Below are 12,618 nucleotides of genomic sequence, written 5' to 3'. Positions count from 1 at the left end.
TGGAGCTGTCCCCGATGATGATCATCACCCCCCGCCTGCGCCTCGCGACCGCCGCCCTGGCCGTCACCGCCTTCCTCGCCGCCTGCGGCGACTCGACCGAACCCGCAGGCGGCGGCGGCTCGACCGCTACCACCACGACGGATGCCGAGCAGGCGGCGCAGGAGCACAACGAGGCCGACACGATGTTCGCACAGATGATGATCGTCCACCACGAGGGCGCAGTCGAGATGGCGCAGCTGGCGCAGGAGGAGGCGGTCACGCCCGAGGTGCAGGAGCTGGCCGGGCAGATCGAGCAGGCCCAGGGCCCTGAGATCGAGCTCATGCAGTCCTGGCTGCAGCAGTGGGGCGAGCCGACCGCGGCCGACGACGACATGGCTGGCATGGACCACGGGGACTCCGGCGGTATGGAGATGGACGGGATGTCCCAGGAGGAGGCCATGGCAGAGCTCGAGGGGCTGTCGGGTGAGGCGTTCGACGCCCGGTTCCTGGAGCTGATGATTGAGCACCACCGCGGCGCCGTCACCATGGCGCAGACCGCCCTGGACGAGGGGCAGCACCCGGACGTGCAGGAGCTTGCCGAGCAGGTCGTCACAGACCAGGAGGCCGAGATCGAGCGCATGGAGCAGCTGCACGAGGCGCTGTGAGGCAGTCTTTCGACTAGCGTCTCGCCCCCGGAAGGCTGAACCCGCAGGAGTACGAGCAGCGGGGTTCCGTCCGGGCCAAGTCCGAGGATGAGTGGTGAGGCCGGTCGGCCGCCGCACGGCCCGCGCGACGGGTGGTCGCCTTGTTGGCACCGTCGTGGGCGGGAGGGTCCTGTGGCGAGAGCTGACCATCCGTGCGGCTCCCGGCAGGCTGGGCGCCGGCTGGTGGAGCCGGGGGTGCGGCCGGGCAGCGGCGGGAGCCTGGACGTGCGGTGGTGGGCATGCACGAGGTCGCGTGCGTCGGCCCGACGCTGGATTACAGCGGCGCCGTCCCGCGCCTGCGGCCCCGGGGGGGTCTCGCGGATCGAGCCGGACACACCTGGAGGAGGTGCGTCGGGCATAACGCGCGTGCAAACCTGGCCTCGCCTGGCCGCTTGTGTCAACACCTGACTTGAGCCGCAGTTATGCCCGAGACGACAGTTTCACGCGAATTGGCGACCGAAAACTGACAAAACCGCAGGTCAGAGACCTGCGGCTTCTGGTCGGGGTGACAGGATTTGAAAAGATCACTCCGCCACGGTCACCGATTGGCTGACCTGCGTCGCAAGCATCTGACCTGCGATGACAGGTACAGTAGCGCGTGAAAGGTTCGGGCACAAGAGGACACGAGATGACACCAGTTATGCCCCAGTTATGCCCACCTGCCGGCGAACAGGAGGGTCGTGACTCGGTCCAAGCGTGACTTCGGCACCATCCGCCGCCGGTCGGGCGGGCGGTACCAGGCGTTCTACATGGGGCCGGACCAGGACTTCCACCGGGCCCCTTCCACGTTCCAGACCCGCGCCGACGCCGAGGCGTGGCTGGCCCACGAACGCCGCCTGATCCAGGACGACACCTGGTCCCCGACACGTTCGCGGCGGGCAAAGGTGGCCCGCACCGCCGAGGCGTTCGGCCCCTACGCGGCCGCCTGGTTGTCCCAGCGCGACCTCAAGCCCCGCACCCGCGCCCTCTACCAGCGCCTGCTGGAACGGTTCCTGCTGCCCGAGTTCGAGCACGTGGCGCTGCGGGACATCACCCCGGCCGTGGTGCGGGTCTGGCACGCCGGCCTGGACCCGCACCGGCCCACCCAGCGCGCCCACGCCTACGCCCTGCTCCGCTCGATCCTGGCCACCGCCGTGGCCGATGAGATCCTGGCCGCGAACCCCTGCCGGGTCCGCGGCGGCGGGACCACCACCCGCGCCCGCCGGGTCGAACCAGCCACCCTGGACCAGCTCACGATCCTGGTGGCGCACATGCCGGACCGGTACCAGGCCCTGGTCCTGCTGGGTGCCTGGTGCGGTCTGCGGTTCGGGGAGATGGCCGAGCTGCGCCGCGCCGACCTGGACCTGGCCACCGGCGTGGTCCACGTACGCCGCGGAGTGGTCCGCACCAACGGGCAGGTCACCGTCGGCACCCCCAAGTCGGCCGCCGGCGTGCGGGACGTGGCCATCCCACCCCACCTGCTCCCCACCCTGGCCGGCCACCTGGCCACCCACGTCGGACCCGCGCCCGAGGCGCTGGTCTTTCCCTCGGTCACCGACCCCGAGGTCCAGGTCCACCCCAACACCCTCTACCGGCACTGGCACAAGGCGCGAGAGGCCGCCGGCCGGCCAGACCTGCGCATTCACGACCTGCGCCACACCGGCGCCGTCCTAGCCGCCCGCACCGGAGCCACCCTCGCCGAACTCATGGCCCGCATCGGCCACTCCACCCCCCAAGCCGCCCTCCGCTACCAACACGCCGCCCTCGGCCGCGACGCCCACATCGCCGAGCAACTCTCCCGCCTCGCCCAAGCCCAGCAACCCAGCTGACTCAAGGTACGAAGGCGTCCGTCGTCGAGGTGCTTGACAGACCGGATCCGCCGATGAGCGCGCACTCATCCGGGATATGTCGGTGTCGGCCACGCGCGAGGGTCGGACATCGCTCACACACCGAGTACAGCGCCCCTCAGCGGCTGCGTCCGCCTTGCTGCGCCGCCCACGACGAGGAACCCGTCGGCGCCGCGACTCCGCATACCCGAGCTTGCAGGTGAGGGAGCCTGTACGGTGTTGCCAAGTATGGCAACACCGCGTATTCTGATCTGATGACGTCGACCCCGACGACCGCCAACCTCCTAAGAAGCCTACGCCGCGAGCAGGGACGCTCCCTGCGTAGCGCCGCGGCGGACATTGGCGTGGCCCCCTCGCAGCTGTCGCGAGTAGAACGTGGTCAACGGGGTCTAGGGCCTGAACTGTCCGAGCGGCTCTCGGCCTACTACGGAGTCTCTGCCGACGTCATGACGCTCGCCCAGGGTGGCGTTCCCGTAGACATTATTCGAATTCTCAAAGAACACCCCGAAGAACTCGATCGTCTTAGACGACGTTATGGCGGCGGGGCTAGGGAGTGACGGCCGGCCCCTGGGTCGGAGCCCTCTCGGGCCAGGTAATTGGTGACTACAGACTCGATGCCTGCGTTGGCGAGGGTCACTTTGGCTTGGTCTTTGAGGCGGTGCACTTAGGCACCGGTAGCCGGTACGCAATGAAGGTCTTGACGCCCGGTAACGACGCCCAAGCAGCTACCGAGTTCGACGGTGAGGGGGAGTTGTTGTGTAAACTTTCCGGGTGCACCAGCGTCATCAATTGGATTGAGTCAGGCAGCGAGTCGTTGTCCGTATCGGTGAATGGCGTTGCCGTTCCCCTTCCCTTCAAGTATCACATTCTCGCCATGGCGTCAGGCGCACTAGAAGAGTTGATTGTTGATCCGACGCGACGACAAGCCCTGCCTTGGGGGGAACGTCTGAACCACTGGAGGGGAGCAGTAAAGGGCGTTCACCAAATGCACCTGAATATGGTAGCACATAGAGACCTCAAGAGCAGTAATTGTCTGCTCATGGTACAGAAAGGTAACAGTGAAGTCCGCCTCGCGGATCTCGGGCGTTCAAAGGACTTTGCGAATCCTCCCTCCCTGCCGGAAATCGAATATATCTCCGGGCGCGGAGATCTTCGCTATGCACCCCCTGAGCATCTGTGGTTTCAAGGTGGCAGTACAGCCGCTGACTTTCGCAACGCAGATTTGTACGGGCTTGGCTCTCTGTTGGTTGAACTAGCGACGGGTCACCCCATGACCGCGTTGGCTGTCGGTTCGTGGCAGGATGCCCGGTCCGAGGGCCAGCGCGACTTCTTAAGTGGCCACAGGCGCGACCTGGGAACTTTGCGGCCGCGATTTTCGCGGGCCATCGAAGAGCTCGGTGGCGAATTGCCACCAGTAATTCGCCACGAGTCAATTGCGCTGCTGAAACAGCTTTGCGACCCCGTACCGGCCCAACGTCAACCACGCCCACCCCATGGTAAGCGTGTGGCTCCTGATCCTGGGCTGGCCTGGTTGTTGAGAAGGGCCGACATTCTTGGCCGCCGCCTTAATGTCAGTTCTCGGCGGCCAATATATCGCTCGAACAAGAACGCCCATAGGAGCGCATCGTGAGTGGTCTAGGAGTACTCGAAGAGATCCGACCCGTCGATCAGAAGACTCCGGAGCTAGTGAGCCCGTGGCGTGCCGGCAGCCACCCCATGCATAGAACTGCCGAGAGGGCCTTTGGCATCTCGGCTCACGAGTCGCTTGCTGCCTTGCGCCGCGTAGACGCAGAGCGGTCACGGGATCGGGCGCTGCGCCTGGTGGAAGGCTGCCGCACCTCCACGACGCTTGCCGCCTTGGCACAAACACAGATCGCACTCGACGAAGTCGACGCGGCCGTCGCCGCCGCCCGGGAGGCTCTGGACTTGAGCCTGCAACGCCGTCACGGAGACACGGATCCTTCGGACGCAGCTTCAGCACGAATCGCCGCAGAGGTTCTGCTCCGCTGCGGACATGCGGAGTATGCCTACGACGCACTTCGCGGAGCGCGCCTGAGCGATGCTCTTTCCGTCACTTTTGCGCTCCTGGCTAGCAGCATGGGTGAGATCGCGGAGGCCGAGGATGCTCTGGTCGGCCGCAGTGGTCCCCTTGTGGCGTCCTTCCGAGGGTACCTACATGCACAGTCCGGAAACTGGCAGAGCGCCGTTGGCGACCTGCGGCACGCTGTGAATGAAGCGCCAGAGGACGTGGACTCCTTGTTCAATCTTTCCATCTCTTTGTGGCACCTTGGGGCAAAGAAGAAGGCGACGCGCGCGGCGCTACGGGCGACGCGCACCGCCCCTGGGCGGAAAGACATATCGCTGCACTACTTGGAGCTGCTCCTGGCACAGGGGGATATCGCGAGGGCAACGGCAGAGATGGCGTCTCTGGACGCGTCGGGTGTCGTAGAAGACGGATCCCTCCTTGAGATGCGGGCTCGCATTGCTCTAGCCGCGGGCGAGAAAGCGAGAGCGGTCTCCCTTCTTGAGCAGGCCGCTACAGCGGCACGGAGGGAAGGTGACGAGGCCTTGGAGGGAACGGTGCAAGCTAATTTGTCTGTCCTGAAGTATGAAATGGGCAGGATCAGTCGGGGGGTGGCACTAGACCGTTTGTCCGGTCTACTTTCCAAAATCACAGACAATGATGCCATTGTGCTTAGTTATGCGCAAGTTGCACAACTTCGATCCGAGGCCCCGAAACTGCGTCAAGCGGTGTCACGACTAGGCGATAACACAACGCCGCCTCGCCGCGCATACTTCAAGCATCGAATCGCTGTCCTTGAGGGCGAGAACGATGCAGCTGGCTATGCTGCCGAAGAGTGGTTTGAACTTGAGCCTGAGAATGTCATGTCTGCCGCTGCGGCCGTTGTCTCCATCGGAATCGGTCAGGAGCGATGGGACGACGCGGTCAAAGTAGCTGAATACGCCCTGTCCCACTTCCCGCATGATAGTCTTCTCCTAAACAACTCTGCTTACGTGCTTGCGATGAGTGGACGCGCTGAGGAGGCTATTCGATTATTGGAACCAGCCGTGGAGGGCAACCACGTGTTGAGCGCAACGCTAGGACTGGCCTATCTAGCCCATGGCGATCTTCATCGCGGAATGCGACTATATCGTGAGGCGGCAGACAAGGCAGAAAAGGTCGATCCTGCAAGTCGCAGTTTAATGACGGCTTACCAGGCCTTGATCGTGCGTGAGCTCGGTATCGACAAGACCCATCCCGCTGAAATCGTTTCTGCGCTTGCGCTGGTGCCCGTTGATCTTCCAGAAGACTGGAACGAGCGTTCCGATTTCTTGCGCATCTACAACGTCTGCCGAAAGCACAACTACAAGTGGCCCTTGTCCCTTTGAGTCCTCGTCAGGCAATAGGCGACAGAAACGACACGTAACATACTTCCCGGACACCATGTGCAGTGATGGATGGGTATGTAAGCCGAGCGCGCCCTCCCGGGTCGGTCGTGCACGACTTTTCCGCTGGTCGCTCTCGATTCCAGCTCGATTGGAAGGCGTCGTCCCTGGGTTCCTTAAGGCTCATCCTAGTAGCCGCATCCAGTGACGGACCTGGCGCTGCCGAGGGACAGCGCCGGGCCGGTGACGCACCGTGCCGCCAGGCGGGTCGACGGATCAGGGGGTGTGTTCCCCGCGTTACCTAGCCCGGCAGCAGCCCCGCAGTTTGTGCTCTTCACACCGTCGGCACGCGAACCATCAAGCGATCTACGTCCTCGGGGTTCACCCGGAGGACTCGCTGCCCTGCTCTGTAGGCAGGCAAGCGTCCTTCAGCGATCCTGCGGCGAAGTGTGCGGGTGCTCAGGCCGGTCCGTCTGGCCGCTTCGGTAAGCGACTCGAATTGAAGGCGTCGGCGGGGGGTCGATTCAGGTCTGCCTGGAGTGCTCATGCCTCCAAAAGCGGCAGGTTGCTGCTCAGGGTCTCAGCAGATCTGCAGGATGCTGGGGCTCATCGCCCTCTGGCCACAGCCAATGTCGCCTGACAATCGGAGCCTATAGTGCAGCGCGTGGACGTCGTGGCCGCCGAGAGCTCTGCTGCGTACGCGAGAGTGCCGGTGAGCGCCGCGCGTCTGCGCGATCTGCGACTCAGCAACGGTTGGACGCAGCAGGCGCTCTCCATGATGGTTGGCGTCAGGGGCGCTGCTGCGGTCTCGGCATGGGAGAGGGGTCTCGCGGTGCCGAGGCCGGCCACACTGCTGCGCATAGCGCGGGCCTTCGGGGTGGAACCCGTCGACCTGCTGCAGCGAGACGGTTTCGAGGCCCTGGCTCTACGAGAGTTGCGAGTCGTCCGAGGGATGAGCCTGAGAGAGCTCGCCGCTGCGGCCAGCACGTCGACGTCCACCCTGAGGAGGTGGGAAGGCGGCAGCTACGTCAGGGCACCAGGCGCGGATGTTGTTCGCGCCCTAGCTCGGGCCCTGGATGTCCAGCCCGCACGGGTGGAAGAGGCGTTGGTGAATGCTCGCGATGCCGCGAGCCGGCGGCCCTGATTCTCGCGGGATTACGTTGACAGACCTTGGTAAAGGTTTGGCAAGAACCCTCGGCGGGGACAGGCCTGGGCTCTAGGCTCGCCTGGGACAAGGTCAGGAGGGGGTCGCCGGTGCGTTGCTGCACGTTATCCACAGCCTCCGGAAGACGACGGTTGCCCGCGTCGGACTAGCGGTAATGTGCCAAGTTGTCGGCGGGGTGAGACCCAGACCGCAGATCGGCCGCTTTGGTAGGCATGGAAGGAAACAAGACATGTCGAGTACTCGGGTGAGACTGGCGAGTCTGATCGCAGCGGGGGTGTTGAGCCTCACTGGCTGTGCCGATGGCCCCGATGACGAGGACACGACGCCGGCACCGACCACGGCGACGCCCTCAACATCGAAACCTGCTGCGACGACCGAAGCGCCGGCCGACGCCGCCGAGACCACCACTGCGCGCCCGGAGCTGTCGGCCGAGGAGCAGGACGAGGCCGACATTGAGGAGACGCTGCTGGCCTACGTCGATGCACTGAACGAGGCCTATGCGGGAAAAGACATCGAGGGCATCTACCCCTGGTCCCGAGACGCGGCGCGGGAGCAGTGGGTGACCCAATTGATGTCGTATGAGGCACAGGGGTTGACCTTCGAGGGTGGGCGGGAGCTTGCCGTACTGGAGGTCGATGTGGACGACGATCAAGCGACGGTCTTGGGGTGCGTGGATTACTCCGACACCGCAGTCTTCGATGACGACGGAAACGAGATCACCCCGGAGCGGGAAGAGGGAGACCTGATCCTGAACGACTTCGTCCTCGAGCGGGAGGGCTCCACGGAGTACGGGTGGGTGGTCGTCCAGGACAGCAGTAGGAGTGAAGCGTGCGAGTCCTAGGCTTCCTCCTCACCATTGGATGGGCCATGACCCTCCTGTGGGTCGGTCCCGCACAAGCAGAACCTCAGTGCGACAAGAAGGACGACTTCACGGGACAGTGCCTCATCTACGTGCAGCCTCCGCCGCCGGACTACCCAACTCCGCCGAGAGACGGACCAGGAGGTGGCGGGGGCGGTGAAGACCCTGTGTGCGCGGACCCGCTGTTCGACCGCGAGGTCGCCTGCATAGTCCATGACTGGTACTGGTCGTATGACTGGGGCTGCTACACGAAGTACGCCGAGCCGCAGCCATCCTGGGCGGACCCGGTGTGGAGCGGGCGCACGGACGGAGCGATCTTCTGGTGCTCCCGGGGCGTTACTCTGACTGACCCTCTGCCGCCCGACACGATCCCGCGGTGGGCACCCAGCCCGCCGTGGGGTGCGCCGCCCGACCCGGAGGAGCTCGCGCGGGCGGCGGTGGAGTCGATGCACCTGAGGGCTATCGAGATCGGGATCGTTCCGGAGCAAGGGCCCGGCCGGGTCGGGCTGGTGGGGTTGCCGACATGGATGTGGGTGCAGGACCTAGAGGGGTCGACGTGGGGGCCGATCACCAGGACCGCGACCAGCGGGCCGTGGTCGGTGACCGCGACAGCCCTGGTGGACCGCGTCGAGTGGCACATGGGGGATGGGACCACGGTGGTCTGCACCACCCCGGGCACCCCGTACGAGGACCGGTTCGGTGACATGGACAGCCCGGACTGCGGCCACCGGTACGAGCAGCAGGGGCACTACCCGGTCTCCGCCACCTCGTACTGGGTCATCACCTGGGCCGGGCTCGGCCGGTCGGGAACCATCGAGATGGACCTGGTCCGGGACGGGCAGATCGTCATGGGGGAGGCCCAGGTGCTGAGCCAGTAGGAGCAAGAGCGTTCGGGGAGGGGCCTCAAGCAAACAGCGCAGAGACGGGGAGACGCACATGGCGAAGAAGTTCGACACCACGGAGGGCCCGGGCGGCACCGGCGGGTCCTTGCCGCCCGGCACCGCCCCACCGACGGTGGAGACGGCCGGCGTGGCCGCGCCGCCGAAGCTGCGCCGTCGGCCGCTGCTGGCCCTGGCAGGGCTCGGGCTGGTGGTGATGGGTGCCCTGCTGGCCGTGTGGGTGTTTCTGTCCAACACCGATGCCACGAGTGCGGTGGCGGTGCGGGACACGGTGATGCGTGGCGAGACGATCACCGTGGCGGACCTGATGACGGTCCAGGTGACCCCGGACCCGGCCCTGCAGCTCGTCCCGGCCGGCGACCTGGACTCCTTCGTCGGCCAGCGTGCCGCCTTGGGACCTGTCCGCCGGCACCCTGCTGACCCCCGACGCGACGACCGAGCACGTGGTGCCGGGAAGGGGTGAATCAGTCGTGGGTCTGGCGCTGACGTCCGGGCTGATGCCCGGCGAACCCCTGATGGTTGGGGACCGGGTGCGGGTAGTGGCCACACCCGGCCAGGCCGGAGACCCCGCAGCGTTCGAGTCCGCAGACACCGTCTTCGGGGCCGAGGTGGTCGGAGTGACCGCCTCGGTCGAGTCGCCGCACACGGTGGTGTCGGTCCTGGTCCCGGAGCAGAACGCGGCGCAGATCGCGCAGTGGGCCTCCGCGGGTCGGGCCGCGCTGGTGCTGGACAGCCGGGAGGGCGACTGAGATGGCCGTCATCACGTTGACGTCGGCCTCCGGGTCCCCGGGGGTGACGACGACCGCCCTGGGATGGGCGCTGTCGCGTGGGCGGCCCACCGTGCTGGTGGACGCCGACCCCACGGGCGGTGCGTCCATGCTGGCCGGCTACCTGCGCGGGCAGATGGTGCCGCCGGACGCGTTGCTGGAGCTGTGGACCGCCCAGCAGCAGGGCCGGCTGCGGGCGGCGCTGCCGTCGCTGACCATGTCTCTGCCCGACTCCCAGGTGGGGCTTCTGCCCGGCACCCGTTCGCACGGTCAGGCCCGGGGGCTGGTCGGCCTGTGGGAGCCGTTGCTGGCGGCGCTGAAGGCGTTGGAGGGCACCGGGCAGGACGTTCTCGTCGACGTGGGGCGTCTGGGCTTGGCCGGGGCGCCGACGCCGTTGCTGCACGGGGCGGACCTGGCCCTGGTGGCGTGCCGGGCGGACCTGGTGTCGTTGTCGGCCCTGCGGTCGTGGCTGGCCACCCTGCACACCGAGCTCGAGGAGGTCGGTGGGGCCTCGTCGCTGGGCGTGGTGCTCATCGGCCCCGGTCGGCCCTACAGCGAGGCCGAGGTCGGCAGGGTCCTGGCCCCGGTGTGCGGCGGGCGGTCCCCGGTCCTGGCGTCCTTGGCCTGGGACCCCAAGGCGGCTGCCGCGTTCTCCGCCGGGGCGCAGGTGCGCCGACTGGACTCCAGCAAGCTCGTGTACTGCCTGCGGCACCTCGACGACGCCGCGCGGAAACAGATCGCGAGCAACACCAACGACCTGAGCGAGGCGCGGGCATGAGCATCGAGAACTACGCCGAGCAGCCCGAGGGCACAGCCAGCTCCGACCCCGCTGGCCAGGCCTGCCGCGGCGATGGGCCCGGTGGCGACCAGCACCAGCAGGGCACCGGCCCGGGTCAGCATCACCAGCAGGAACCCGATCGCAGCCAGCCACAGGAACATGCCCATGAACCCCAGGACGGTGGCCAGCAGCGTGTCGGTGACGTCCTCGGTGGCGATGACGAAGACCTCGGAGGGTTCCCAGTGGGCGAACAGCTCCACCCCGAACATGGCCCGCATCAGGGACCGGGTCAGACCCTGCGCCGCAGCCAGGATCATCACGCAGTACCCGATCCAGCCGGCGAAGACGACCACGAACTGCGCGACCCCGATGCCGGCCTGGGCGAGGTCTGCGCCGTCCCTGCGCCACGCGGCCAGGCCCAGCTGGGCCATCGCCAGGATGAGGACCAGGGCCAGGGCCAGCCAGAACGTGGTCCGGTACACCTGTACTGCCACAACTGCGACCTGCTCGTGGGCCTGGAGGGCCTGCACGTGACCGCCGTGCGGCGGGAACCGGACCTGCTCACCGTGACGGTCGAGTCAGGCCCGGTCCCGACCGGGTGCCCGACCTGCGGGACGGTGGCCGAGGCGCACAGCCGACGCGTGGTGCGCCTGGTCGACGCACCCTGCTTCGACACCCCGGTCGTGCTCATCTGGCGCAAGCGCCGCTACCGGTGCCGCGAGGGCGCCTGCGAGATGGCCACGTTCACCGAGCAGCTGCCCGACCTGGTCCGACCGCGCGGGCTGCTGACCACGAGGGCGGCGCGGTGGGCGATCGGTCAGATCCGCTCCGAGCACGCCTCCGTGCAGGGCGTGGCCCGCCAGCTCGGCGTGCGGTGGCGCACCGTGTGGTCGGCGATCAAGCCGATCCTGACCGCTTCGGCCGCCGACGAGACCCGCTTCGCCGGCGTGGCCACCTTGGGAGTAGATGAACATGTGTGGCACCACGTCTCCACCAAGCCCGTCGCCGACGGTGGCCGCGGCCCGAAGGAGCTGACCGGCATGGTCGACCTGAGCACGGACGAGAACGGGCAGGTCAGGGCACGTCTGCTCGACCTCGTCCAGGGTCGCACCCGGGCCGCCTACGCCGACTGGCTGCAGGCCCGCGGGGAGCAGTTCAGAGCAGCCGTCGACGTCGCGACCCTGGATCCGTTCCAGGGGTACAAGTCCGCGATCGATGAGGAGCTGGCCGACGCGACCGCGGTGCTCGATGCGTTCCACGTCGTCGCTCTCGGCACCAGATGCGTCGATGAGGTGAGGCGTCGGGTGCAGCAGGCCACCACCGGGCACCGCGGCCGCAAGGGCGACCCGCTGTACGGGATCCAGACCATCCTGCGCGCCGGACAGGAGAACCTCACCGACAAGCAGCGTGCCCGGATCGAGCGGGCCTTTGCCGTCCGCGAGGAGCACGACGCCGTCGACCTCACCTGGCAGTAAGCCCAACAGCTGCGCTCCGCGTACAAGCAGACCGACAAGAGCGAGGGCCGCAAGATCGCCGAGCGCATCGTCGCCTCGTTCCCCTCCTGCCCGATCCCCGAGGTCGCCCGCCTGGGTCGGACCCTGCGCAGGTGGAAGGAAGCGTTCCTGGCCTACTTCACCACCGGCGCCACCAACGGCGGCACCGAGGCCATCAACGGCCTCATCGAGCTCCACCGGCGGATCGCGCGAGGACTGACGAACTTCGAGAACTACCGCCTCCGCATGCTCCTCATCGGCGGAGGGCTGAACCTATGACCCCACCCTCAAAGACGAAGAGCCAGATTAGCGTCGGGGAACTGTCGCACTCGCCGGATAGCCGGCGGCGCTGAGCGCAAGAGCGGATGGGAGACTTCGGGCGTGGACGTTCCAGAACCGGTTGTCTTGACTGTCGATGGTGAGACCTTCCGCGCGCAAGCCGACACCCAGCAGCCAGGAGCGTGGCACGTGACTTGGGTGAGCGGCCCCAGCGCGGGATACGGATTCACGACGCGGCGTTCCGATCAACAGTGGGAGTCGCATGGGGAGCTGGAGAAGGCCGTCCGGTCATTCCTCGCCGAAATCGACCCCACCACCGGGTACCTGAGCGACTAGGACGGACGGATCCAGCAGGCGGCAATAGCGTGCGCGCTCCTGGCGGCAAAGTCGGACGAGCGTAGCCGTCCTCCACGCGGCAGAGTCGGATGGTTCAGGCTCGTGGGCGGCTTGCTCCTCCGAAACTGCGTTTGCCACGCCACATT

General features: G+C 66.8%; 12 protein-coding genes and 1 pseudogene. 12 read left to right on the top strand and 1 reads right to left on the bottom strand.

Annotation, left to right across the window (positions count from 1 at the left end; translation table 11 throughout):
• Window positions 1–14 precede the first annotated feature (14 nt).
• From D4B81_RS16110 to D4B81_RS16090, 5 genes are all read left to right on the top strand, one after another.
• Entirely contained in the window at window positions 15–644 is a 630-nt protein-coding gene (locus tag D4B81_RS16110) for a DUF305 domain-containing protein (protein WP_237566058.1), read from the top strand.
• Window positions 645–1,363: 719 nt separating this feature from the next.
• A complete protein-coding gene (locus tag D4B81_RS16105; protein ID WP_202613727.1) occupies window positions 1,364–2,491 on the top strand; it encodes a tyrosine-type recombinase/integrase in 1,128 nt (375 codons plus the stop codon).
• A 272-nt stretch (window positions 2,492–2,763) separates the two neighbouring features.
• Window positions 2,764–3,066 carry a helix-turn-helix domain-containing protein gene (locus D4B81_RS19345; protein ID WP_122263706.1) on the top strand — a complete coding sequence of 101 codons (303 nt, stop codon included), beginning with the start codon at window positions 2,764–2,766 and terminating at the stop codon, window positions 3,064–3,066.
• Window positions 3,063–4,139, top strand: coding sequence for a protein kinase domain-containing protein (locus D4B81_RS16095; protein WP_122263705.1), 1,077 nt, complete (start codon window positions 3,063–3,065; stop codon window positions 4,137–4,139). The genes D4B81_RS19345 and D4B81_RS16095 overlap by 4 nt, the downstream gene beginning before the upstream one ends.
• Before the next feature lie 191 nt (window positions 4,140–4,330).
• Entirely contained in the window at window positions 4,331–5,899 is a 1,569-nt protein-coding gene (locus D4B81_RS16090; protein ID WP_161965222.1) for a tetratricopeptide repeat protein, read from the top strand.
• Window positions 5,900–6,230: 331 nt separating this feature from the next.
• Here the strand turns inward: D4B81_RS16090 and D4B81_RS16085 are convergent, their stop codons facing one another.
• Window positions 6,231–6,443 (bottom strand): helix-turn-helix domain-containing protein, encoded by a 213-nt coding sequence (locus tag D4B81_RS16085; RefSeq protein WP_122263703.1) that lies wholly within the window; start codon window positions 6,441–6,443, stop codon window positions 6,231–6,233.
• Between the two features lie 117 nt (window positions 6,444–6,560).
• Here D4B81_RS16085 and D4B81_RS16080 point away from each other — a divergent pair, with 117 nt between their 5' ends.
• The 7 genes and pseudogenes from D4B81_RS16080 to D4B81_RS16050 all read left to right on the top strand — a co-directional run bounded on the left by D4B81_RS16080 (window position 6,561) and on the right by D4B81_RS16050 (window position 12,136).
• Window positions 6,561–7,040 (top strand): helix-turn-helix transcriptional regulator, encoded by a 480-nt coding sequence (locus tag D4B81_RS16080; protein WP_161965221.1) that lies wholly within the window; start codon window positions 6,561–6,563, stop codon window positions 7,038–7,040.
• A 265-nt stretch (window positions 7,041–7,305) separates the two neighbouring features.
• Window positions 7,306–7,902 (top strand): Tim44 domain-containing protein, encoded by a 597-nt coding sequence (locus D4B81_RS16075; protein ID WP_161965220.1) that lies wholly within the window; start codon window positions 7,306–7,308, stop codon window positions 7,900–7,902.
• Window positions 7,903–8,453: 551 nt separating this feature from the next.
• A complete protein-coding gene (locus D4B81_RS18985; protein WP_237566057.1) occupies window positions 8,454–8,798 on the top strand; it encodes a hypothetical protein in 345 nt (114 codons plus the stop codon).
• A gap of 58 nt (window positions 8,799–8,856) precedes the next feature.
• The gene (locus D4B81_RS18260; RefSeq protein ID WP_161965219.1) at window positions 8,857–9,282 is read left to right on the top strand and encodes a hypothetical protein; all 426 of its coding nucleotides are present in this window, start codon (window positions 8,857–8,859) and stop codon (window positions 9,280–9,282) included.
• 7 nt (window positions 9,283–9,289) lie between these two features.
• Window positions 9,290–9,568 (top strand): hypothetical protein, encoded by a 279-nt coding sequence (locus D4B81_RS16060; protein WP_122263700.1) that lies wholly within the window; start codon window positions 9,290–9,292, stop codon window positions 9,566–9,568.
• Between the two features lies 1 nt (window position 9,569).
• Window positions 9,570–10,364, top strand: a complete 795-nt coding sequence (locus D4B81_RS16055) for a CpaE/TadZ family protein (protein WP_122263699.1) — start codon at window positions 9,570–9,572, stop codon at window positions 10,362–10,364.
• A 482-nt stretch (window positions 10,365–10,846) separates the two neighbouring features.
• Window positions 10,847–12,136 (top strand): annotated as a pseudogene (locus D4B81_RS16050) (ISL3 family transposase).
• Window positions 12,137–12,618: the final 482 nt, after the last annotated feature.

It is taken from the genome of Ornithinimicrobium cerasi (assembly GCF_003702705.1).
GTDB classification, from domain to species: domain Bacteria; phylum Actinomycetota; class Actinomycetes; order Actinomycetales; family Dermatophilaceae; genus Ornithinicoccus; species Ornithinicoccus cerasi.
This window is presented reverse-complemented; position numbering and strand designations above follow the sequence as displayed.